Source organism: Paenibacillus piscarius, from assembly GCF_022234545.1.
In the GTDB taxonomy this organism is placed as follows: Bacteria; Bacillota; Bacilli; order Paenibacillales; family Paenibacillaceae; genus Paenibacillus_AQ; species Paenibacillus_AQ piscarius.
On the sequence record NZ_JAIEUI010000001.1, the window covers coordinates 207,361 to 232,497 of the forward strand.

Here is a 25,137-nt window from a genome sequence, read left to right on the forward strand (position 1 = left end):
CGGATGAAACGGGCAAATGTATGGGACAAGTTCATGGGAGGTGAGGGAGGAGAGGAATGCTGGAGATTAAGTGGCGCGAAAAGTGGTGAGGTGGGCGGATGGGCTGAATGAAGTGTAAAAGTGCACTTGATTACATCAATCGTCACATCAATCATCGGTAGAGGTGCGGGCCGGTGCGTACTGGAACAAACATAACATTAGTTTTCACACCAGCCCCACCAGTCACACCAACTACACCAATCGAACAGCCGCATCAGCCGCTCCCACCGCTTGCGCCATTCCCACCGTCCCCGGCCGCCTCAAGCCGTAACGTAACACTGCTTACGGTACTCGTTCGCACTCGTACCCGTGTAGGCTCTGAACTTCTTGTAGAACCAGTCGATTTCCGAGTACCCGACAGCGTCGGCAATCTCATAGATCTTCATGTCCGTCGTTTCCAGCAGCAGCTTCGCTTTCTCCATCCGCTGCCGCAGCAGATATTCGTTGAAGGACATCTGCTCCTGCTGCTTGAATTTCTGCCCGAGGTAGGCGCAATTGAATTTCAGGGAGTCGGCAATTTGCTTAAGTGTAATATTACGATGGAGCTGTTCCTCCACGAATTGCTTGATGGTGCTGACAATCGGGCAGGCGGGCGCAGGCTCCCGGTGGATTACCGTCCGGTGAATCACCGCCTGTACCGGCTCAGGGTGCGTGCTTCCTATGGTACGAAGTCCCGACTTCACGGCCTCCAGACTTCTCTCCAGCTCGGCCGGATCAACCGGATCTGCCAGGTAATCGCTTACATTATACAAAAGCGCTTGGCGTGCCAGCCCGAAATCCCCGCTTCCTCCAAGAAGGATCACCGGGACGGCGCTCTCCCTGCGGATCTGCCCGCACACATTCATGCCCGCAGTATGGGCACCCCTGATATTCAACAGCACCAGCGAGATGTTCTCCCTGCGGATCAGCCGGGGAAGGTCGGACGAATAATCAGCTTCCGCATGGACGATGAAATCCGGGAATTGGCCCTCTGCTATATACGAAGCGGTCTCCCGCATTTGGGCGTTCCGCTCTACACACAAGATTCTGTACAACATCAAGACCCCGCTTTCCTGAGAAGTTAAGTCTGCCTGTATTCATTATGTGCAAGAGAAGGAAGCGCTACAATGTGCAATTCTTGCGCCAGGCTCCATTTGTTTACCTGATGAATTGCCAGCCCCGCGGCGGATAAGGCCCGCAGGTCCCAACCTATAATTTGACAGGTGAACACCTGAAATCAGACAGGTTGCTGCCTGAAAATGTAAGCGCTAAACTTTCGAGGTAAGTCAATCAAATCTGGGGGGACACAATATGCGGGCAAAAAAAGTAATGTCAATATTCATCAGTTTGTTGTTATTGGGTACAACGGCGGCTTGCGGCGGAGGCGGCAACGGCGGGAGTGCAGGAGGCGGAGCTACGGCAGCACCGGCGGCAGCTACAGAGGCACCAGTGGCCGAAGCATCGCCGGAAGCCACACCGACGCCGGAGCCCAGCAACGCTACGCCGGAGATGGATTTCGATATGGGGGGCCGGACGATCAAGATTGTCTCCTGGTGGGATATGACGATCCCCGAGGACAACCCGGACAATATCCAGCGCTCGAAGAATCTGAAGGAACTGATGGCGAAGCATAACTTCAAGGTGGAATATGTGGCGCTTGACTTCGGCGAATACCAGAAGAAGGTTGTCGCTTCCCTGGTGGCCGGAGAGCCGCTTGGCGATATCGTGCGGATGGGCAAGGGTTATATGATTCCCGTGCTGACCAAGCAGGATCTGTTCTGGCCGGTGGACGAGTACACGAAGAACGAGAATGCCTTCAACCAGCGGATGACCACCGAATTCTCGCAATATGAGGGCCGGGGCTATGGCTTCTCGGAGAATGCGGGCAACCTGATCAGCGGGATTTTCTACAACCGGACCCTGATGAAGAAGCTGGGCATGAAGCCGCTGCAGGAGTATGTGAACGAGGACAACTGGAACTGGGAGACCTTCACCCAAGTGGCCAAAGAAGCGAACAAGGATACAGATAACAACGGAAAACTTGATGTCTGGGGCTTGGCCTCCGGCGGCTTCCTGGAAATGGCGCTGGCCTCGAACGAGACCGATCTGACGAAGGACGACAAGCAGAATCTGGATGATCCGAAGACGCTTGAGGTGTTCAAGTTCATCTCGAAGCTGGGTGCCGAGAAGGTAGCGCGGCCGACTGAAGGCGGAGACTGGCAGGAGCCGGCGCAATTTTTCCGCCAGGGGAACACGCTGATGTACGCAGGGGCCGATTATGAGGCGAACGGCTTCAAGACGGATATGAAGGATTATGATATCGGCTTTGTTCCTTTTCCTAAGGGGCCGAATGCTACTGAATACCACAGTGTGGAATCCAATGTCCAGTTCCTGACGATCCCGAAGAAGGCCGAGAATCCGGAGCAGCTGCTCTATATCTGGGAGAAAATCAACGACATCGAGTCGATCTATGACTATCCGAAGCAGGCATCGCTGGAGAGCACCTATGACAACGAGGATGATATCAACAACGCCAAGCTGGTAGAGGGCGGGATGCTGCTGACGAACCACAATACGTTCTCGACCATGCCGTATTACGAGATGATTGACGAGCTGAAGAAGGGAACCTCAGCCTCAACAGTGATTGAGAAGTACAAGGCTAAGGTTCAGGCATCGGTAGACGCTGTCTACAAAAAATAACCGGATACCCGGTATGGTCAACAGTCCCCGGCTGGCAGCAAGTGCGAGCCCGGCGGACTGTTGTTCCGATTAGGATGATCATGATTCATCGCTTAAGGGGAGGAGAACGTTGAATATTCGACATAGGAACATAACGGTTATATTGGTTCTCATTCTGCTGGCCGGAGCGGTGTGGCTATACACTTCCTCAGGGCAGCCTGTTCATTCCGATTCTCCGGCGGCAGGCACATTTACAGCCGTCTCCAGCGACCCGGCGGAAGGCAGCTATGAAGCTTATCTGCAGCAATACGGGGAGGCCGCGCGCCCGGACCGGGTGATCCGTATCGAGGGTGAGGATTATGCGCGAACGGAGGGCGAGGGCTTCGAAGTGAAGGCGCAACTGGAAGGGCTGGACGGTTCGGCTGTGCTTACCCCGGAAGCTGGAACGATTACCTGGGAGGTGCCGGTGACGGATGCCGGACTCTACAACATTCGGATTCATTATTATCCGGTAGCAGGCAAAAGCTCGGCCATTGAGCGTTCCCTGGCCATTAATCAGCAGACCCCGTTCAAAGGCGCGGACACGCTGCTGTTCGACCGGGTCTGGGGGAACCGCGAGGCTGAGGTCAAGCGGGATGACCGCGGCAATGACCTCCGTCCCCGGCAGGTAGAGCAGCCGGTATGGCAGACCACGGTGTTCAAGGACAGTGAAGGCTTCTATGAGGAGCCTTACGCCTTCTATCTGGAGCAGGGGAAGATGACCTTATCGCTGACTGCGCTCCGCGAGCCGATGGCGATCGACTACATCGAGCTGTTCCAGGACCGGAAGGTGCGGTCCTACGAGGAGGCCAAGCAGGAATATGCGGCTAAGGGGCTGCAGCCGGTGACGGAGCCTTATGTAGAGGTCCAGGCCGAAGCGGCGTCCGCCAAATCCTCGCCTACCTTATATCCGTTAGCCGACCGGTCCAGTCCGGCGGTGGTGCCTTATCATGTCTCGAACCTCAGAATCAATACGATCGGCGGGGTGAACTGGAAGCTGCCCGGCCAGTGGATTGAATGGGAGATTGAGGTTCCCGAAGATGGCCTGTACCACATCGCACTGAAGGAGAAGCAGAACCAGCTGCGGGGCGTCTATGCTAACCGCAGTCTGACGATCGACGGTGAATATCCGTTCACGGAGATGAAGCAGATCCGCTTCAATTACAGTCCCGGCTGGCAGATGAATGTGCTCGGAGGAGAAGAGCCTTATCTGTTCCATCTTACCCAAGGAACACACAAGCTGAGGCTGACAGTAACGCTCGGTGATATTGCACCGCTGGTGCGGACGATCCAGTCCAGTGTCCTGACGTTAAATGAGATGTACCGCAATATTCTCGCGATTACCTCCAACAACCCGGACAAATTCCGCGACTACCAGCTCGAGAAGCGTCTGCCCGAGATGACCAAGGTCTTCCGCGAACAGGCAGCGACCATCCGCAGCGTCGGGGAATACCTGGAGCAGGCCACCGGGGAGCGCAGCGACAAGGTGTCGATTCTGTACTCCATGGTGACCCAGCTGGAGGATATGGCAGAACATCCTGACACCGTCGCCAAGCGGCTGGTTGCCTTCAAGACGAATGTCGGCGGACTCGGTACATGGATTCTGACCGTGCAGGAGCAGCCGCTGACACTGGATTCCCTGATTGTGTCAGCGCCCGGCAAGAAGCTTCCGCGTGCGCAGGCCACCTGGTTCCAGAAGATCAAGCATGAGCTGGGAGCTTATACTGCCTCTTACTCTGCGGATTACGACAGTATCGGGAACGTGACGAAGAACCAGAAGGCCATTGAGGTCTGGATCTCAACCGGCCGGGACCAGGCTCAGGTGATGAAGAGCATGATCGACGATACGTTTACGCCGGATACCGGCATCTCCGTCTCGCTGAGGCTGGTGCCGCCGAACATCCTGCTGCCCGCTACACTGGCCGGCGAAGGGCCGGATGTCGCGATGCAGATCGGAGAGGATCTTCCCGTCAACTATGCGATGCGTAAGGCCTCGGCGGACCTGTCCCAATTCCCGGATTTCCAGGAAGTGGCTAAGCGGTTCCGGGAGAGTGCGCTCACGCCTTATAAGTACAACGGAAGTGTCTACGGGCTGCCGGAGCAGCAGATTTTCCCGATGCTGTTCTACCGTAAGGATATTCTGCAGGAGCTTGGCCTGGAGCCGCCTACTACGTGGGAGGAAGTCTACAATGTGGTCTCTGTTCTGCAGAGACATAACCTGGAATTCTATCTTCCGCTGGAGGATACGCTTAACAATGCAACGCTGGTGCCCAATGCAGCCTTCACTATGCTGCTCTATCAGAACGGAGGCCAGCTCTACACGGATGACCAGAAGCGAAGCGCGCTGAACTCGGAGACCTCTATGAGTGAGTTCAACAAGTGGACCCAGTTCTACACCAATTACAAGTTCCCGGTCAAGGTGGACTTTCCGAACCGCTTCCGTACAGGCGAGATCCCGATCGGAATCGCCGATTATACCATCTATAACAGCCTTACAGTGATGGCGCCGGAAATCCGCAACCTGTGGGAATTCGTGGTCGTACCTGGGACCCCGCAGCCGGACGGCACTGTAGATCACAGCGTAGCCAGCCATACGACCGGTGTCATGCTGCTGGAGAATGCCAAGGACAAGGATTCGTCCTGGGAATTCATGAAGTGGTGGACGGGTAAGGACACCCAGGTCCAGTACGGCCGGGAGATGGAGGGTCTGATGGGCGCCGCAGCGCGTTATCCCACCGCCAATATCGAGGCGCTGGAGGAATTGCCATGGCCGGTGAAGGATTATAAGCAGCTCGAGAGCCAGTGGCAATGGGTGAAGGGCAATCCGCAGGTTCCGGGCGGATACTTCACAGGCAGACATCTGGACAACGCATTCCGCAAGGTAATCAACGGGAAAGTGAATCCGCGCGAAGCCCTGTCAGATTATCTGATCTACATTAACGATGAAATTCAGATCAAACGGAAGGAATTCAAACTTCCTTATTAGGTTGGAGGCTGTAAGCTGATGGTACAAATTCAGAATACCACCGAACCAGCCTTACCAGGGCTGGCGGGCGGACCCCGGAGGGAGTCCCGCCTGGCGCTTTTATGGAAAGATATCAAGAAGAGCAAGCATTACTATATTATGATGAGCCCTTATATGATCATCTTCTTCCTGTTCACGGTGATCCCGGTGCTCGTCTCGTTCGGGCTGAGCTTCTTCTACTTCAACATGCTGGAGACGCCGCGGTTCGTAGGCTGGGAGAACTATTCAAGGCTGCTGCTGGGTGACGATGTGTTCATGATTGCGCTGAAGAACACCTTCCTCTTCGCAGTCATTACAGGTCCGCTGAGCTATATCGCCTGCTTCCTGTTCGCCTGGCTGATCAATGAGTTGTCGCCCTTTGTCCGGGCGCTGATGACGCTGGTCTTCTATGCGCCTTCGATCTCGGGCAATGTGTTCTTCATCTGGCTGATCGTCTTCTCGGGCGACAGCTATGGCTATCTCAACGGCTTCCTGATGAAGATCGGGGTGCTGCTGGAGCCGGTTATATGGCTGCAGAATGAGAAGTATATCCTGGCGATTGTCATCATCGTCCAGCTCTGGCTGAGTCTCGGGACCAGCTTCCTGGCGTTCATCGCCGGACTGCAGACCGTGGACCAGTCGCTGTTCGAGGCGGCGGCGATGGACGGCATCAAGAACCGCTGGCAGGAGCTGTGGTTCGTCACCCTGCCGTCGATGCGTCCGCAGCTCATGTTCGGCGCGGTGATGCAGATTACCGCCTCGTTCGCGGTCGCCGAGGTCTCGATCGCGCTGGCCGGGTTCCCGAGTGTCAACTATGCGGGACATACCGTTGTCACCCATCTGATGGATTACGGGACACTCCGCTTCGAGATGGGCTATGCCTCAGCCATCGCGACCATTCTCTTCGGCATCATGCTCGGCACTAATATGATGACCCAGAAGCTGCTGCGAAAGGTGGGTGAATGACCCTGTATACAAGAGTGATAGGGGCACTTCGCCCCCCAAAAAGACTGAACCGATCCTTCGCCGTCAGCTTCATGCTGTTCGGCCTGCTGCTGGCCTTCGGCTCATTCATGATTCTGCCGCTGGTCTATGCGGTGAACAATGCCTTCAAGCCGCTGGATGAGCTGTTCATCTTCCCGCCGAGATTCTTCGTGCGGAACCCGACGCTGGAGAATTTCACCGATCTGGCGGTCATCATGGGCAATTCATGGGTGCCGTTCACCAGATATGTAGCGAACACCTTGCTGATTACCCTGGTAGGTACAGCAGGTCATATCCTGCTCGCCTCGGCTGCGGCTTATCCGCTGGCCAAGTTCAAATTCCCGGGCTCCGGGATGTTGTTCAGAATCGTTGTGCTGTCACTGATGTTCTCGCCCCATGTAACGGCGATTCCCAACTATCTGGTCATGTCTCAGCTCGGCTGGATCAATACCCAGGCGGCGATTATCGTGCCTTCGCTGGCGTTCTCGCTGGGCCTGTTCCTGATGAAGCAGTTCATGGAGCAGATCCCGGATGCGCTGATTGAAGCGGCCAAGATCGACGGGGCGAATGAATACCGCGTGTTCTGGCAGATCGTGATGCCTAACGTGAAGCCGGCTTGGCTCACGCTAATGATCCTGCAATTTCCGGCATTATGGGGCACTGATGGCGGCAACTTCATCTACAGCGAGAATCTGAAGACGCTGCACTACGCGCTCGGCCAGATTATTCAGGGCGGGATTGCCCGGGCCGGTGTAGGGGCGGCGGTCGCGCTGCTGCTGATGACCGTGCCGATCCTGTTGTTCATTATTTCACAGAGTAGCGTCATCCAGACGATGGCTACATCCGGTATGAAAGAGTAGAGAGGGGGAACGGTGACAATGGTCGCAAGGATGAACAAACTGAAAGCCGGCCTGCTGGCCTTGTGCTGCCTGGTCAGCCTGGGTCTTGGCTCAGAGCTGGCCTCGGCGGAGAGCGCAGCCCCCTCCTACAATTATTCCTACTGGGGGAATAATGTGGCGGCTCCTTCTGCCTACGAGGCAGTGACACTGATCACGGGGGCAAGCGCCGGTGCGGGCGGATTCAAGAACCCGCAGGATCTCCAGGTCACTTCGGATCAACAGACCTATGTGATGGATACGGGCAATAACCGCTTTGTTGTGCTGGATCAGGACTACCGGATGGTTACAGCCGTGGATTCCTTCCAGCTTAACGGCAAGAGCGAGCAATTCAATAATCCGCAAGGGATCTATGTGACACAGCAGAAGGAGGTCTATGTTGCCGATACGGGCAACAAGCGGATCGTTCATTTCGATAACAAGCTTAACGCAATAGGGGTGATTGAAGCACCGAAATCCGAACTCCTGCCGGCCAACTTTGAATTTCAGCCTGTCCGCGTAGCTGTAGACCAGGCGGACCGCATCTACGTGATGTCTGCCGGCGTATTTGACGGCTTCATGGAATTCAGCGCGGACGGCGTGTTCAAATCGTTCACCGGAGCGAACCGGGTGCGGGTCGATGCGGTGGAGTACTTCTGGAAATCCATCTCGACCAAGGCCCAGCGGGAGCAGATGGTGATGTATACGCCGACTGAATTCACCAATCTGGATATTAATCACGAGGGCTTCCTGTATGCTACCAACGGAGACGAATTCGGTGACCCGATTAAAAAACTGAATGCGCAGGGGGCCGACATTCTGCGCCGTGAGGGCTACTATAAGCCCGTCGGAGACCTGATGTATAACACGCGCTCGGGCGGTGCTCCGCGCCTGATCGATATCGATGTGAGCGACAGCGAGATGTATTCGGTGCTGGATGCCAGCCGTGGCCGCATTTTTACGTATAACGGTGATGGTTATCTGATGTACATCTTCGGCGGCATCGGCAACCGTCTGGGCGAATTCAATACCCCGGTGGCGATTGAGCACAGCGGTGACGACATTCTGGTGCTGGATCAGGCGCTGGGCGAGATCACGTTATTTCAGACCACTGAATACGGCAGACTGCTGAACAGTGCGGTCAGAAGCTACTACAGCGGCGATGAGGAAGCGGCCTACCGGCAATTCAGCGAGGTCGTGAATCTGAACGCCAATATGGAGTACGCTTATGCAGGCATTGGCAAGGCCTATCTGCGCAAGGGTGAATACAAGGAGGCGGCCGCTTATTTCAAGCGCAGCATGGACCGCTCCAACTATTCCAAGGCCTTTCTGCTCTACCGGAAGGAAGTGCTGCGCGGGCAATTCTCCACGATTATGACCGCAGCGGTCGCACTGGTGATCCTGTGGCTGGGCCTGAGAATGTACAGGTCAATGAAGGCCAGAAAGAAGGTTGAGCTCCATTGAACAGAGAAGCGCTGCAACATCCGCTGTACGTGATGGTTCATCCTTTTAACGGATACTGGGACCTCAAATATGTACGCAGTCAAAAAACGAGCCTGATCCTGTCCTTCGGCATCCTGTTTATGCTGATTCTCACCAATATCCTGGGCAGCCAATACAGCGGCTTCCTGGTGAATCTGAACAATCCCAGGTATCTGAACAGCCTGCTGGAAGCAGTCTACGTGCTGGTCCCGGTGCTGTTCTGGTGTGTGGCGAACTGGTCGCTGACCACGCTGATGGACGGGGAAGGGAAGTTTGCGGAGATCTTCATCACCACCTGCTTCGCGTTATTTCCGATAGTGCTGATCAATTTCCCATGGATCTGGATCAGTAATTTCATTTCGGCGCAGGAGAGCTCGTTCTACTACTTTTTCAAAAATTTCGCCGTGATCTGGTCGGGTCTGCTGCTGTTCGTGGGCATTATGACCGTACACCAGTTCACGCCGGCGAAGACGATAGGAACGATCCTGCTTACTGTAGTTGCCATGGCGTTCATGGCGTTCCTGACTCTGCTGTTCTTCAGTCTGTTGCAGCAGATGATTGTATTTATCTCAACCATATACCAAGAAATTGTCTTGAGGAGATAGGAAGGAGGACCGGGAATGAGGAAGCCGTTAACCATGCTGCTCTCGATTCTCTTGAGTATAAGTATGCTGGCGGGCTGTTCATCATCAAGCCCGAGCAGCGGGGCCGCCGGACATGAGCCGGATCTTGAGCTTAACTTCACGGACGGCAGCAGCCTGACCTCTGCCTTCACGGACCCGCTGGCCGGCGGCATGAAGGGGGTGCTTGAGAACGGGCAGCTCCGGCTGTTCATAGATGAAGCTACAGGAGGTATCGCGGTTCAGAACCAGAAGGGCGGTAAGCTGTGGTACAGCAATCCGCCTGAACGTGAAGCCGATGCCCAGGCCACCGGGGATAACAAGGACCTGTTGTCCGCACAGCTTAAGCTGGATTTCTACAACAATCTGGGACAGGTCAGCTCTGTCAATTCTTATACCGACAGTGTGGCGCACAAGCAGATGAAGCTCGAACAGACGCCGGAGGGCGTCAAGGTCTTCTATCAGTTCGGAACCACCGCCAAAACGGCGGAGGATCTCCCGCAAGTGATAGGCAAGAACCGGTTCGAGGAGAAGATCATGAGCAAGATGGATAAAACCGGGCAGCGCACGATGAAGATTGCCTATACCTTCGATGAAGAGAACGCGGTCTATAAGCGCAACGATGAAGCGCTGAAGGGTCTCCAGCTGGAGCGGACGCTGAAGGGCTTCGAGGAAGCGGGCTACACCGACGAGGATCTGCAGCAGGATATTGCCGAGAACGGCCTGAGCCAGACGAAGCCGGTGCCGCGCATTTTCCAGCTTGCCATCGAATATTCGCTGGACGGGGATCAATTGGTCGTTAAGGTTCCGTCTGCGGATATCCGCTACCCTGCAGATTATCCGGTGAACGACATCTCCGTCCTGAGCTTCCTGGGCGCAGGGGGGAACAAGGAGTCCGGCTCGATCCTGGTGCCGGATGGCTCCGGGGCGCTGATTCATTTCAATAACGGCAAGACCCGGTATCCGGCCTATAAGCAGGCCGTGTACGGCAAGGACGGGACCACTGAAACAACAGATGCTTACGCGCAGCAGCAGGAAGCGAAGCTGCCGGTATTCGGCCTGATCCGGGAGAAGGACGCGATGCTGGGCATTATTGAGCAGGGAGCCTCGCTCGCCACGATCAACGCCGATGTAAGCGGCAGATTGAACGGCTATAACTATGTGTATCCAAGCTTCACGCTGCTGGCCAAAGGGGATGTTACCCTGTCATCAAGCGAGCAGAACCGCTCCCTGCCGAGATTCCAGCAGGAGCCGCCCAAGACCGACTATGTGATCCGTTACGCCTTCCTGAGCGGGGAAGAGGCGTCTTATCCGGGCATGGCACGTTATTACCAGAATTATCTGCTGGAGCGCGGCGGACTGCCGGAAGCGCAAGTGGCCGAGGCCCAGGATTCCCCGGGAAATACTCCTTTCTACCTGGAATTGGTAGGCGGAATTACGAAGACGAAGCATGTGCTGGGCATTCCTTATCAGTCGCTGGAGCCGCTGACCACCTTCACTGAGGCGCAGCAGATTCTGGAGCAGATGAAGGAGCGCGGCATTGACAATATCCGGCTGAAATATGCCGGCTGGTTCAACCGGGGACTGGACCATAAAGTCCCGGACAGCCTCTCCGTAGACAAGGCGCTGGGCGGCAGCAAAGGGCTGGAGAAGCTGGCGGCCTTCGCCAGAGAGCAGGGCATTCAGCTCTTCCCGGATGTGGCGCTGCTGCGGGCGAACCAGCCTAAGGGCTTCAAGATCAATAAGGAGGCTTCCCGGATGCTCAGTGAGATTCCGGCGGCTGTCTACCCGTATAATATGGCCTTGAACCGGCGGGACCGATCCTACACCCCGGCCTATATTATTTCGCCCTCCAAAGTGGGCGGATATGTCGATGATACGCTGAAGGGAATCGCACCCTTCCAGACCGGCGGAATCTCCCTGCGAGACATGGCTGACCAGCTCAATAGCGACTTCCGCAAGAATCATGAGATTGACCGCACTGTCTCCGAGCAGATCTCGGTGCAGTCGCTGGACCGGATTGCCGGGCAATCCCTGCGCATTCTTGCGGACGGCGGCAATGCCTATGCGCTGCCATACCTGTCAGATATCACGGATGCGCCGGTGACGAGCAGCCGCTTCAAGCTGGAGGATGAGGAGATTCCGTTCTATCCGATGGTGGTGCGGGGGTATGTGAACTATACCGGCAAGCCCTTTAACCTGTCCACCTTCACCAGTCCGAGGCAGTATGTCCTGAAGAGTCTGGAATACGGTTCCGGCCTCTATTATGAATGGATTCATGCGCCGAATCACAAGGTGAAGGATACGGACTTCGATTACTTGTATGCGGTCAATTATAAGCAGTGGATCAGCCAGGCCGCCGAGATGTATGAGGAAGTGAACGGGGTCATGAAGCATGTCCAGAACCAGCGGCTGACCGGGCATGAGAAGCTGGCAGACGGTGTCTACAAAAGCACGTATGAAGGCGGCATGTCTGTCATCGTTAATTATAACCGGACCCCTGTCACCGCCGAAGGCCGGACGGTTGAAGCCGAAAGCTATATTACGGGTGGTGAGCAATCTTGAAATCCATACTGAGACTGGACCGCACCAGGTCATATAACGAGCAGAAGGCGCGAATGGGCTTCCTCTATGTGCTGCCCTGGCTGCTGGGCTTCCTCTTCTTCTTCCTGGTTCCGCTGCTGTCCTCCCTGCGTTACAGCTTAAGCTCGGTGCAGGCGAATTCCGACGGCCTGATTATTCAATTCAGCGGGCTGAAGAATTACATTGAAGCCCTTACGGTGAATACCGAATTCAACCGCTCGCTGGCCGATGCCATTATGAACATGGTTATCAATGTGCCGCTGATCGTGATCTTCAGCCTGTTCCTGGCGGTGCTGCTGAACCAGAAGTTTATCGGCAGATCGCTGGCCCGGTCGATCTTTTTCCTGCCGGTGATTCTGGCCTCGGGGGTCATCCTGAGTCTGGAGAGCACGAGCCTGATTCAGGCCGTTAACGAGCAGAATGCAGGAGCCGGGGCGATCCGGGGACTGGGCACCTTCGCGCTGGAGGATCTGATGCTGGACGCTGGCTTAAGCGAATGGGTGGTTAATTATCTGAGCAGCGCCGTAAGCCGTATCTACAGCATTGTCAGCCAGTCGGGGGTACAGATTCTCATCTTCCTGGCCGGGATTCAGACGATCTCGCCGCAGCTTTATGAAGCTTCCAAAATGGAGGGGGCGACCGGCTATGAAGCATTCTGGAAGATCACTTTTCCCATGGTCAGTCCGCTGATTCTGGTGAATACGATCTATACGATTATCGATTCCTTCTCCAATAACACCATGACCGACCTGATCCGGGAGACCGGCTTCACCCAGTTCAACTTCGGTCTCAGCTCGGCGATGGCCTGGCTGTATTTCGCAGCGGTTGCACTGATTCTGGCTGTCAGCAGCTATCTGATCTCAAGGAAGGTCTTCTACTATGATTAAAAGGGGGATGGGACTATTGCATGCGAACCGTCTGGTGTCGCTGGAACACTGGAAGAAATGGATCTGGTCCTTCGTGCGGCTGACGCTGATTGCCGGCTTGTCGTTCGTGATCCTCTATCCGGTGCTTCAGAAGATCTCCACAGCCTTCAAGGATAAAAGTGATCTGTATTCGCCGATTGTGGTCTGGCTTCCTGAGCATTATACGCTCGACAATTTCGTTAAGGCGATCGGAATTATGGATTACTGGCAGGCTCTGCTGAACACGTTCACCCTGTCGGCGCTGACCACGCTGCTGACCGCCATGTCCTGCGCCCTCGCGGGATACGGCTTCGCCCGGCTGAAGTTCAAGGGCAGCCAGCTTTTGTTCGCCTGCGTCATCCTGACGATTCTGGTTCCGCCGATTACGATTCTGATTCCGGTCTACCTGAACCTGAAGGACTTCAGCCTGATGGGGCTGATCCCGCTCTTAACCGGCGGCAAATCCATTAATCTGCTGAATACCTACTGGCCGTTCATTCTGACGTCGGCGACCGCCAACTCGCTGAAGGCCGGGCTGTACATCTTCATCTTCCGCCAGTTCTTCCGGGGGATTCCGAAGGAGGTAGAAGAGGCGGCGTACATCGATGGGGCGGGTGTGGGCAAGACCTTCTTCCGTATTATGCTGCCGAACGCGATCCCTTCCATTGTCACCGTACTCCTCTTCTCATTCGTATGGCAGTGGAATGACAGCTTCTTCACCACCACCTACCTGACCTCAAGCAAGGTCATGGCGACCCAGCTCGGCTCGCTGCCGTATAACCTGCAGATTCTGCTGGAGGACGGGGCGAATTCCAAGGCCGATCCGTTCTACTTGAGTATGGTGCAGGATACCGGGATTCTGCTGGCGATCCTGCCGCTGATGATTATCTATCTGTTCGTGCAGCGTTACTTCGTGGAGAGTATTGAGCGTACCGGTATTGTCGGTTAATTATTGAATGTTGCTAAAAAGGAGGGGATGACTGTGACCTACAACGGCAGACACAGGCTTCCGGCCAGACTGGCCCGGAGCCTGGTCTTCGCCGCAGCGCTAGTGTGGTTGTCCGGCTGCTCGGGCCCGGGGGCCGCAGAGGCTCCCGCTTCGCCCGCTGCTTCAGCCGAGCCTGCGGTGCAGGCAGAGCTTCCGTCGCTGGCGGCTGCCTACGCGTATTACTTCCCTATCGGCGCTGCGATTGAGCCGGATCAGACTGAGGGGCCTTCTGCGGAGCTGCTGAAGCAGCAGGTCAATTGGCTTGTGGCGGAGAATGCCATGAAGCCGGATGCGCTTGCGCCTGCCGAGGGGAGCTTCACCTGGGAGCGGGCGGACCGGATTGTAGCTTTTGCGAAGGAGAACGGTATGGAGCTGCGCTTCCATACGCTGGTGTGGCACAACCAGACGCCGGAGTGGTTCTTCCGGGATGAGGCCGGCGGGGATATGGCGGAGGAGACTGATCCTGCTAAGCGCCAGGCCAACAAGAAGCTGCTGCTGGAGAGACTCGACCGCTACGTCACGGCTGTAGTCAGCCGCTACAAGGAGGATATCACCTCCTGGGATGTTGTGAATGAGGTCATTGAGCCGGGAGACCCGGAAGGGATGCGTGCCAGCAACTGGTACAAGATTACCGGCACCGGCTTCATCGAGACGGCCTTCAAGGCGGCCCGCAAGGCCGGGGGACCGGAACTTAAGCTGTATATCAATGATTACGGCACGGACAACCCGGAGAAGCGGGACCGGTTATACGAGCTGGTCAAGGAGCTGTTGGAGAAGGGAGTGCCGATTGACGGTGTTGGTCATCAGACGCATATCAATCTGGAGTATCCTTCTGTAGAGAGCATTATAGAATCCATGGATAAGTTCCATGCCCTTGGACTCGACAATCAGATTACGGAGCTGGATATGAGCCTGTACGTCTATAATGATCTCAGCGATGTGGGTGCTGAGGTTCCCGCCGATATTCTGCAGCGGCAGGCGGAGCGTTACGGAGAATTATTCGCTGCCCTTAGAGTGAATAAGGAGCTGCTCAGCGGCGTAATGTTCTGGGGCATTGCCGATAATCATACCTGGCTGAGCACGTTCCCGGTTGTGCGCACCGAGGCGCCGCTGCTGTTCGACAAGCAGCTTCTGGCCAAGCCGGCATTCCGGGCAGTAACGGATTTCTAATCAGGTTTCTAACCACATTTGCAACCCTGTCTCCAAGTAGTAAAGAACGGGTAAGCCAATCAAGAGATGGACCTTACAATTCCATTTGCTTTGCTTGAATAATATAATATTCCGGTATTTATATTCTTGCAAAGTGAGGTTGCAACTGGTGCCGATAACAATCAAGAAGAACCGAATGGTCTGGACTGCCGCAGTATGTTTGGCTGTACAACTGTTGACCGCTTGTGAGAGGAACGGCAGCCTTCCGGCGCATTCTCCGGTCCCGGACGCAGAGACTGGAGAAGCGCCGCTCTATCATGAGCCGGGCTTAAGCAAATACGATCCGCCGATTGAGCTCTCGTTCGTGCGGGAGAACAATGATGCGCTTGAAGAGCTGCTGAAGGAGCTGCCGGGGGAGACGCTGGAGCATAACCGCTGGACCGACCTGTATGAGGAGGTGCTGGGTATCCGCATTACCTATGACTGGACGGAGTGGAGCTCCATCTATTCCCGCAAGCTGGGGGTCTCCCTGGCCTCCGGCGATATCCCGGATATTGTCCGGGTTAATGCGGAGCAGCTCCGGGTGCTCAGCAATGAAGGGCTGCTTCAGGATTTAACCGGGGTCTATAGCAGCTATGCCACTCCGCTGACCCGCAAGGTGCTCGGCGGGGAAGGGAGCGGTCCCTTCGATACCGCAACGATTGACGGCAGGCTGATGGCAATCCCTGAGACTACCTCCTCTATTGAAGGGGCAATGTTCCTGTGGATCCGGACGGACTGGCTGGAGCGGCTGGGCCTTGAGCCGCCGCGGACGATGGATGATGTGCTGGCAATTTCGAAAGCGTTTACGGAAGATGATCCGGACGGAAACGGCAAGCAGGATACCTTCGGACTGGCGGCAACCAAATATTTGTGGGACCCGGTAATGGGACTTACCGGGTTTATGGCCGGTTACGGCGCTTATCCGGGAATCTGGATCAAGGACGGAAGCGGCAAGCTGATCTATGGAGGCATTCAGCCGGAGATCAAGAAGGCCTTGCTGGTGCTGCAGGAGATGTACCGCACCGGCCAGATTGACCGGGAATTTGCCTTCAAGGACGGGGTCAAGGCCAGTGATTCGATTGCCAATGAGCAGGTCGGGATGCTGTACGGTGAGCAGTGGGCCTCCTTCATGGCCCAGCTTAGCCGTGAGAAGAACCCGCAGGCGGAGTGGCAGGCCTTCCCGCTTGTATCGGAGACGGGCGCAGCGCCGAAGATTCCGCTTCCGTTCAGCACGAATCAGTTCCTGGCGGTCAGGCAAGGGGCTCCGCATCCTGAAGCGCTGGTCAAGCTGTTCAACCTGCATCTGGAGAAGAGCTGGGGAGCGACCAGTGAGGTGGAGCGGTATTACAATGCTCCGCAGGCGGTATGGAAGCTGTCACCGGTAACACCTTATCCGGTGCGGAAGAATCTGGACGCTTACCGGGAGCTTGAGACCTACCGGCGTACCGGGAATGCTTCCGTATTGCGGGATGAGGCGAAGACGATCCAGAAGCGGATTGCCGCCTATGAAGCCGGAGGGGAAGACAGTGAGACAGGCTGGGGCTGGGAGAAGACCTACGGGCCGGCAGGGGCGTTCTCTATTTTGGACCGGTATGAGAAGAACCATCAGCTTCTGTATGAGAGCTTTGTAGGTGCGCCTACAGAGACGATGATCGAGAAGGAGAAGATATTGTACAATCTTCAGATTGACACCTACATGGATATCATTCAGGGGAGGCCGATCGGAGAGTTCGACGAATTCGTTGCCCAGTGGAACAAGCTGGGAGGCGAGCAGATCACCGCTGAGGTCAATGAGTGGTACCGGGAGAAGGGCGGGAGCGGAGAATGATCCGTCCTGACAAAAGCAACGGAGGCGGTACAATTGCTTAAATTTCCTGCGGTGTCCATGCGCCACACGATTTTTATCCGGATGGTTGTCACTTATCTCGCTATTATTCTGCCCATTCTGCTGTTAGGTCTCTATCTGTACAACTGGAGCTACAGGAACGCGAGCCAGGATCTGTCCAGAGCTACGATGTCCCAATTAACCTACTATCTGGAGGACCTGAACCGTGAAGTGGAGTGGATGGAGATTCAGCAGTATGATCTGGCCCAGGATACCGAGCTGAACAAGATTGCCGTCACTTGGAGCTATATGGACGATATTCAGCGCAGAGAGGGCCTGAACTATGTAACGCAGCGGTTAACCTCCCTGAAGAACAGCAGCGCCTATATCAGCGATGTGTTCGTCCACATCCGCACGATCGGCAAGACGCTGTCGGCGATGAACGGAATTGACGAGTTCGACAGGGGCAAGTTCGATTACTTCAGGTCCGTCAATCTGCGCAAAGAAGGCCGGCTCATCAACTGGAACAACTTCCTTGAGCTTAGCGTTACCCAGTCCAGCGGAAGGATGGGGGAGCCGCCGCTGTTCATCGTGCAGATTGAGCTGGATAACGAGAAGCTGAAGGATTCTCTACGGGCGATTAACGCTTATGCGCAGAGCGGCTCGCTGCTGGTGTCGCAGAAGACGGATTATGCCCTCGGAACGGAGAACAGCTCTCCGGAGCTGATCCGGAGCTATCAGCAGGCTATTGATGAAGGGAATCTGTATAACTGGGAGCTTGAGGGGATGCGTTATCACATCGACAGCTTCACCTCCGACCGGCTGGGGATGTCTGTTGCCACCTATCTGCCGGAGAAGGAGGTCAAGCGCCCGCTTACCAAGTTCGTCGTCTGGGCCTGGCTGTTCGCGGCGGCGTCTTTTCTGGCGGTGCTGATCTATTCCTATGCTACCTTCAAGTTCGTTCAGAAGCCGCTGCTGGTGCTGATCCGCAGCTTCAAACGGATGGAGAGCGGGGCGCTGGATATCCAGATTGACCATGCCCGCAAGGATGAATTCGGCTATCTGTATCTGCGGTTCAACCAGATGCTCAGCCGGCTGCGGATGCTGATTGACCAGGATTATACCCGCAAGCTGATGATGCAGCGGGCCGAGCTGAAGCAACTGCAGTCGCAGATCAATCCGCATTTTCTGTACAACAGCTTCTTCATTCTCAGTGCACTGGCCAAGCAGGGGGATGTAACCCGGATTGAAGAGTTCTCCGGGATGCTCGGCGAATATTTCCGGTTCATCACCCGCAATGGTGAGGATAATGTCCGGCTGGCCGAGGAGACCCGGCATTCCCGGATGTACACGGAGATTCAGAAGATGCGCTTCTCCAGGCGGATTCAGGTGCAGTTCGACGACCTTCCTGAGGACATGAAGGAGCTGCGTGTTCCGCGTCTGATTCTCCAGCCTCTGATTGAGAATGCGTATGAGCATTGTCTGGAGAAGCAGGCGGAGGATGGGGAGCTGCGGGTTTCTTTTGAACAGGAAGCGCAGGAGATCAGGCTGATTGTTGAGGACAATGGCAGCGGGCTGACCGATGAGGCTATTGAAGCCTTGAGACAACGGCTGAATCAGCACGGCGGCTCGCATGAAATTACGGGGATGAGCAATATTCACCGCCGTATCCAGATAATCTATGGGGAAGACAGCGGCTTGTTCCTGGACCGGAGCACCTTGAACGGGCTTCGGGTGATGATCCGCATCAGGCTGACAGGAGGTGAGGGTCTTGTATAGACTATTGATTGTTGATGATGAAGAGATTATTACAGACGGGTTATACGATGCCTTCAGCGGGCTGATTCCCGACAAGCTGGATGTGTACAAGGTCTATTCCGCCACAGCGGCGCTGGACTGGCTCTCCCGCACCCGGATCGATATTGTGCTGACAGATATCCGGATGCCGGGGATGAGCGGGCTAGAAATGTCTGAGCAGATTAGGGAATTCTGGCCGCGTTCACGGATTGTGTTCCTGACGGGCTACAGCGAGTTCGATTATGCGTACAAAGCGCTGCAAATTCCCGGCGCGCGGTACTTGCTCAAGACCGAAGGCTTCGACAAAATTATTGAGACGGTTCGCGAAGTGCTGCAGGAGATTGAGCAGAGCAACACGCTGAATGAATTGCTGGAGCAGTCCAGGGAGCAGCGCGATACGGCGGAGCTGGCGGCACAGGGTGATTACCTCCGCCATCTGCTCCAGGACAGCGGAGCCTGGTGTAAGGACGCTCATAGGCTAAGCATGGATTTCAGCAAGCTGGGCCTTGCCCTGGATGCGGAGTCTCCGGTTATGCTGGTGCTCGGACGGCTGGCTTACCCGGACGGCATCTCCTATATGGAGCAGCGCGAGCTGCTGGATGCTTCCCGGCTGATCTGGAATTCTTATCTGGAGGAAAAAGCCCGCTATGCCTTAATGTCCGACCGGCACGGGGATCTCTTGTGGCTGCTGCAGCCCCGGGATTATGCGACAGAGGGTGCACTTGGCGCAGGCGGCCACTTCCCGCGCTATCTGGAGGGCACGCTGGAGCTGATCCAGGATGCCTGCCGGCAGACGCTCGATCTGCCGGTGGCCTTCACGGTCAGCGGCGCAGCCTGTGCCTGGACGGAGCTCAGCGGGCAGTACGGGCGGCTGCACCGGCTGCAGCAGGTGAAGATCGGTGAGGGCATCCCGATGGTGCAGATAGACCGGGCCGGAAGGCCGGAGGCTGACAGCCTCCGGGAGGCGGGCGTCCGTCTCCATCAGCGGGTGGAGAATCTTGCGGCCCATCTGGATGCAGGGCGGCAGGAGCGCTTCGCGGAGACGCTTGAAGAGATCAGGGACGGCATACATACAGGCATGTCCGTTGAAGAAGCCACGGAGCTGTACTATACCGTCGCCCTGGTGCTTCTGTCCCATATGAACCGCTCGGAGCTCTACAGCCTTGTCCATGAGCATGGCAAGCTGATGAGGCTTGACGAGCATCCCTCGCTGAAGGAAGGCATTCATTATCTGGAGCATGTGGCCGCAGGCTTATTCGAGCTGCGAAGCTCTGCCGAGAAGGCGCGCTCTTCCGAGGTGATCGGGCGGATCTGCGACTATATACACAGCCACTTGGGCGAGGATCTGTCCCTGGTGCGGCTGGCGGAGCTGCATTACTTCAATCCGTCGTACCTCTCCCGGTTCTTCAAGCAGGAGCAGGGCATCAATCTGTCGGAGTACATCGACCAGTGCCGGGCGGCGAAGGCGAAGGAGCTGCTGGGGAACGAGGCGCTGAAGATCCGTGACGTCGCTCTGTACGTCGGTTATGAGGCTCACCATTCCTTCACCCGCTTTTTCAAAAAAAATACCGGCATGACACCGCAGGAATACAGGGAATCGATTCATATTAATCTATAATCTGTAAGTCTATCAGCTATAATTGCACAGGTTGTTCCCCCCTCTTCACGCAGAGTACAATTCATGTGTATTCGCTTTCATTAGTGAATCTACCAAAAGAAGGAGATGGGTATCTGTGAGAAAAAGGAAGTTTAGCTTATCCATGAAGCTGCTGGTGATGCTGGCCCTGTTGCTGACACCGATGCAGACCGGCGGGGGTACCGCAAGTGCTTGGGAGGGATCGCCTGTCCCCAAGCTTCATGTCAGCGGCAACCAGCTGGTGAACAGCAGCGGACAGCCGGTCCTGCTCAGCGGCTGGCATCAGCCTACCGGAGCTTACTGGACGTATCAGAACAGCAACTATTATCTGAACCGCAACGGTGGCAACCGGCATAAGGCGACTCTGGAGTATCTGAAGGAAATCACGGATACCTTCACCAGCACCTCGGCTAAATATGGCAACAGCCATGGCTGGTACTCGAACCAGGTCCGCCTGTTCATTGACCGGGAGGATATGGGCGATGTCGCCGCAGGAACGTATAACTTCGCTGGCCTTCAGGCCGCTACCCAGAATCTGATCATTCCTTATGTCGAATACGCGAAGACGAAGGGGCTGTATGTCACGCTTGGCCTGGACTTCACGCTGCTGGACAACAAGGCGACCACCCAGGCGAATCTGGATAAATTCAATCAGATTTGGGGTTATCTTGCCTCCCAGCCGGCGCTCAAGAGTGCAGACCATGTAATGTTTGAGCTGGTCAACGAGCCGGTGCTGAGCGATGTGAACGGGCAATGGGGCGGCAATCCTTCCCAGCCGAACTTCGCGGCCTTCTGGAATTCGCTGAAGAACTTCCAGAATTCCATGATCTCTACCATCCGCAGCAAAGGCGCAGACAACGTAATCTGGGCGGCAGGACTCGGCTGGGATCAGCATTATCAGCTGACCGCCTCCAATCCGCTGACCGACCCGCTGAACAATTACGGCTATGCCGTACACTGGTATCCGGGCTATGGAGCGTATGATGACTTTAATGCGCTTCAGCAGATCTGGGATACCAGCATCAAGCCTGCGGCCGACAAGTACCCGATCAATATTACCGAAACCACCTGGTTCAAGAACCAGCCGGGCGACTCCTCGTATTGGGATCTGTTCAACGGCACGAACGCAGGCTTCGGCAAGAACACCAAAGCGATCTTCACCGCAGCCGGCAATGTCAGCATTGCGGTCCATATGAACGGCTTCCTGCTGCAGCCCGGTCCCAAAAGCTCCTTCGCCGATCCGGACGGCGGGCTGCTCTATGACGGCAACGCCACCCGGGACGGCATGGCACGGTTCATCTTCGAATGGTACTACGAGCGGGCCCAGTTCAATCCCTGGAACGGGGTATGGAACGGGGTAACGAATGGTGCGAAGTACAAGTTCATCAACCGGGCCTCGGGCAAGGCAATCGATGTGCCGAACGGCCAGAACACGAATGCCCTTCAGCTCCAGCAATGGCCGGAGAATACCGCGCTGGCCCAGCAATGGACAGCTACTGATATGGGCACCTACAATAACATTTACCGGCTGCGCAGTGTGAATTCCTCCGATAACAAGGTGATGGATGTGCGTAACAGTACAAAGAATAACGGCGAGGCGATCCAGCTCATGCAGGATCTGAACAACACCGCCCAGCAGTTCCGGCTGATCAAGCTCAGTAACGGCTACTGGAGCATCCTCAATGTCAACAGCAACCGTGCCGTTGAGGTGACCGGTGCCTCCAGCGCCGACGGCGCGAAGCTGCAGCAGAACCTGTACCGCGGCGATGCACACCAGCAATGGAAGCTGGTGCTGGTGAACTAGAGCTTTATGGTAAGAGGCCCCTTCTCCATCTACTGGCGGTCCGGGACAGTACCGGATTGCCTTGTGGGGGGAGGGGCTTTTTTGAGCATGCGGGAGGCGCGTGGGGGAAATGTAATCGGAAAACCGATTACATTCGGCACTGCGGAGGCACACGGTCCAAATGTAATCGAAAAACCGATTACATTCGGCACTGCGGAGGCACACGGTCCAAATGTAATCGAAAAACCGATTACATTCGGCACTGCGGAGGCACGCGGTCCAAATGTAATCGAAAAACCGATTACATTGGGCGCAGCGGAGGCACGTGGGTACAATGTAATCGAAAAACCGATTACATTCGGCGCTGCGAAGACGCGTGGGCTCAATGTAATCGAAAAATCGATTACATTCGGCGGGCGCGGGGGTGTGCGCGAATGTGTGTGAAAAACCGAATACATTCGGCGTGTACGCGGGTGTGAGAGCAAATGTGTACGAAAAATCGAATACATGGGGCGTGCGGGGAGGTGGGGGAGACGGGTGGAGAAGGCTGGAGGGCCGGGAGCGAAGGTGTGGAGTGAAACAGTTGCCTTTTATACACTTGCTGATGAACGGAAGGCTTCTCCTACGCCAATGGTTGGGAAAACAACACTTAATTTTGCGCATTTCCACTAAAGTGACGATATCAAACAAATTAGATGCTACTTTTCCACCTGCTCCCGCCCAATCCTGAGAATCCGGCGAATAAAGATACGTTTTTCCACTTATTTCCTAGAGAGAAGATAACACAAGTAGTTTAATTGCAGCAGAGGAGAGAAGGTGTGGTTTTCAGGCGGCCTGTCCACGCATACTCATACCAGCCCCGACCTGTCACGCAAACAATCCGCCTACACCAGCCTACTCATCTACTAACACTATCCTGCCCGCTCCCTCCCGCCAAGTTGCTGCATATGCGCCACAAGCACCACATTCCGCATAAAACTAACCAAGCTCTCTACACCTTCGGCACTCTAACTTCTTAATATAAGAAAAGCAACATTCATCCATATGAAAGCAACGTTAAGCTATATATTATAACGGGTTTGTATGATTAAATACATAAAGAATACAGCATTTTCCCGGGATTCTATTCCTGTCATAACCTGTTATAATGCGAAAGGATGAGTACTGATTATGGACAAACAGCAACAGCTTGGGTTAACTCCGCCGATGGGGTGGAATTCGTGGAATACTTTTACTTGGGATATTAATGAACAGCTGATCCGGGAAGCCGCGGATGCAATGGTGGCGGACGGATACAAGGATGCAGGGTACGAATACATTGTCATTGACGACTGCTGGAGCCTGAAGGAGCGGGATGAGCAGGGCAGATTGGTCGCCGACCCGGAGAAATTCCCCAACGGAATGAAGGCGCTTGCAGATTACATTCACTCCAAAGGACTGAAGTTCGGGATGTACTCCTGTGTGGGGACGCATACCTGTGCGGGTTATCCGGGCAGCTTCGAGCATGAATTCCAGGATGCCGCTTCACTGGCCGAATGGGGTGTAGACTTCCTGAAGTATGACTACTGCTTCAAGCCCAGACATATGTCGGGAGAGCTGCTGTACAAACGGATGAGTCTTGCGCTTAAGAACTGCGGACGGGATATTCTCTTCTCCGCATGCAACTGGGGTGAGGATAATGTCTACCAGTGGATTCGTGAATCCGGCGCGCATATGTACCGGTCTACCGGAGATATTCAGGACAGCTGGGAATCGATCAAGACGCTGGCCCTGTCGCAGCTCGATAAAGCTGCCTACACCGGGGCTTACTGCCACAATGACCTGGATATGCTCGTCGTGGGCATGTACGGGGGCAGCAACAGTGACTTCATCGGAAGCCAGATTGGCGGCTGCACGGATGTGGAGTACAAGACGCATTTCTCGCTGTGGAGCCTGATGGGGTCCCCGCTGATGATCGGCAGTGATATCCGCAAGGCGAATGAAGCGACCAAGAACATTCTGCTCAACCCCGATCTGATTGCGATCAACCAGGATATCGAGGGCCGCGGTGCTTACCGGATCAAGCCGGAGCCGCAGTGGTTCCATACCAATGAAGTGTTCATGCTGGTAAAGGTACTGGCAGACGGTGACCTGGCGATCGGCTTCTTCAACCTGAGCGATGGTCAGAGAGAGATGTCGCTGCAATTCTGGGATTTCGGGCTTCCGTATGCCTCCGGCAAATCGCTGTCCCTGTATGACTGCTGGGAGCACAAGGAGCTTGGGGTGTTCAGAGAACGCTACGCGCCGGTCGTGCCGGCCCATGACTGTCTGATTGTACGGGCCAAGATCGTCTGACAGGCAGCCACAACAATGAGCAGAACATGCAGAAAATGCGGCGTCCCCTTAATGACCGATGATGTGGCGATCTACCTGAAGCTGGTCACCCGCAATGCCCAGGATTTCCTGTGCATCGATTGTCTCGGGGAACAGCTGAAATGCGGCCGTGAGCCGATTGAGAAGCTGATCAAATATTTCCGGGAATCCGGCAAATGTGTGTTGTTCCGTTAGTACCTGCCCCAAAATCAGAGACAGCTCTGTCCCCAAGGCGAGTGGGACAGAGTTGTTCAGTGAGAGCAACAGTGGACGCAATTACGTTGTCTGCCAAGTAAGGGTAAACAGACTGCATCAAGATTTCGACTGAAAAAAACGGAAACCCTGGTTTGTAGCAGCCGCATGCAGCGTGCGCTTA

18 protein-coding genes are annotated in these 25,137 nt (G+C 55.4%); 17 read left to right on the plus strand and 1 reads right to left on the minus strand.

The annotated features are described in order from the left end of the window. Positions 1–299 precede the first annotated feature (299 nt). A complete protein-coding gene (locus K1558_RS00865; protein WP_238649988.1) occupies positions 300–1,076 on the minus strand; it encodes a helix-turn-helix transcriptional regulator in 777 nt (258 codons plus the stop codon). Positions 1,077–1,329: 253 nt separating this feature from the next. Here K1558_RS00865 and K1558_RS00870 point away from each other — a divergent pair, with 253 nt between their 5' ends. From K1558_RS00870 to K1558_RS00950, 17 genes are all read left to right on the plus strand, one after another. Next, positions 1,330–2,718, plus strand: coding sequence for an ABC transporter substrate-binding protein (locus K1558_RS00870; RefSeq protein ID WP_238649488.1), 1,389 nt, complete (start codon positions 1,330–1,332; stop codon positions 2,716–2,718). Positions 2,719–2,827: 109 nt separating this feature from the next. Continuing rightward, a complete protein-coding gene (locus K1558_RS00875; RefSeq protein ID WP_238649489.1) occupies positions 2,828–5,722 on the plus strand; it encodes an extracellular solute-binding protein in 2,895 nt (964 codons plus the stop codon). A gap of 18 nt (positions 5,723–5,740) precedes the next feature. Beyond that, positions 5,741–6,706: a carbohydrate ABC transporter permease gene (locus K1558_RS00880; protein ID WP_238649490.1), complete on the plus strand. Its 966-nt coding sequence runs from the start codon at positions 5,741–5,743 to the stop codon at positions 6,704–6,706. Continuing rightward, a complete protein-coding gene (locus tag K1558_RS00885) occupies positions 6,703–7,584 on the plus strand; it encodes a carbohydrate ABC transporter permease (protein ID WP_238649491.1) in 882 nt (293 codons plus the stop codon). Before K1558_RS00880 ends, K1558_RS00885 begins: the two co-directional genes overlap by 4 nt. An 18-nt stretch (positions 7,585–7,602) precedes the next feature. Next, positions 7,603–9,063: an NHL repeat-containing protein gene (locus K1558_RS00890; RefSeq protein WP_238649492.1), complete on the plus strand. Its 1,461-nt coding sequence runs from the start codon at positions 7,603–7,605 to the stop codon at positions 9,061–9,063. Beyond that, positions 9,060–9,686 carry a YIP1 family protein gene (locus tag K1558_RS00895; protein ID WP_238649493.1) on the plus strand — a complete coding sequence of 209 codons (627 nt, stop codon included), beginning with the start codon at positions 9,060–9,062 and terminating at the stop codon, positions 9,684–9,686. The genes K1558_RS00890 and K1558_RS00895 overlap by 4 nt, the downstream gene beginning before the upstream one ends. A 15-nt stretch (positions 9,687–9,701) precedes the next feature. Next, complete coding sequence (locus tag K1558_RS00900; protein ID WP_238649494.1) at positions 9,702–12,266, plus strand: DUF5696 domain-containing protein; 2,565 nt, start codon at positions 9,702–9,704, stop codon at positions 12,264–12,266. Next, positions 12,263–13,171: a carbohydrate ABC transporter permease gene (locus K1558_RS00905; RefSeq protein ID WP_238649495.1), complete on the plus strand. Its 909-nt coding sequence runs from the start codon at positions 12,263–12,265 to the stop codon at positions 13,169–13,171. Before K1558_RS00900 ends, K1558_RS00905 begins: the two co-directional genes overlap by 4 nt. 7 nt (positions 13,172–13,178) lie before the next feature. Then, on the plus strand, positions 13,179–14,138 hold the full coding sequence (locus K1558_RS00910; protein ID WP_420800389.1) for a carbohydrate ABC transporter permease: 960 nt from the start codon (positions 13,179–13,181) through the stop codon (positions 14,136–14,138). A 33-nt stretch (positions 14,139–14,171) separates the two neighbouring features. Continuing rightward, positions 14,172–15,347 carry an endo-1,4-beta-xylanase gene (locus K1558_RS00915; protein WP_238649497.1) on the plus strand — a complete coding sequence of 392 codons (1,176 nt, stop codon included), beginning with the start codon at positions 14,172–14,174 and terminating at the stop codon, positions 15,345–15,347. A gap of 175 nt (positions 15,348–15,522) precedes the next feature. After that, on the plus strand, positions 15,523–17,196 hold the full coding sequence (locus tag K1558_RS00920; RefSeq protein ID WP_238649989.1) for an extracellular solute-binding protein: 1,674 nt from the start codon (positions 15,523–15,525) through the stop codon (positions 17,194–17,196). 33 nt (positions 17,197–17,229) lie between these two features. Further along, complete coding sequence (locus K1558_RS00925; RefSeq protein WP_238649498.1) at positions 17,230–18,972, plus strand: sensor histidine kinase; 1,743 nt, start codon at positions 17,230–17,232, stop codon at positions 18,970–18,972. Then, entirely contained in the window at positions 18,965–20,608 is a 1,644-nt protein-coding gene (locus tag K1558_RS00930; protein ID WP_238649499.1) for a response regulator, read from the plus strand. Before K1558_RS00925 ends, K1558_RS00930 begins: the two co-directional genes overlap by 8 nt. A 115-nt stretch (positions 20,609–20,723) precedes the next feature. Further along, the gene (locus K1558_RS00935; RefSeq protein WP_238649500.1) at positions 20,724–22,430 is read left to right on the plus strand and encodes an RICIN domain-containing protein; all 1,707 of its coding nucleotides are present in this window, start codon (positions 20,724–20,726) and stop codon (positions 22,428–22,430) included. 81 nt (positions 22,431–22,511) lie between these two features. Continuing rightward, positions 22,512–22,853 carry a hypothetical protein gene (locus K1558_RS00940; RefSeq protein WP_238649501.1) on the plus strand — a complete coding sequence of 114 codons (342 nt, stop codon included), beginning with the start codon at positions 22,512–22,514 and terminating at the stop codon, positions 22,851–22,853. Between the two features lie 726 nt (positions 22,854–23,579). After that, a complete protein-coding gene (locus K1558_RS00945; protein ID WP_238649502.1) occupies positions 23,580–24,743 on the plus strand; it encodes a glycoside hydrolase family 27 protein in 1,164 nt (387 codons plus the stop codon). 15 nt (positions 24,744–24,758) lie between these two features. Beyond that, complete coding sequence (locus tag K1558_RS00950) at positions 24,759–24,956, plus strand: hypothetical protein (RefSeq protein ID WP_238649503.1); 198 nt, start codon at positions 24,759–24,761, stop codon at positions 24,954–24,956. Positions 24,957–25,137 lie beyond the last annotated feature (181 nt).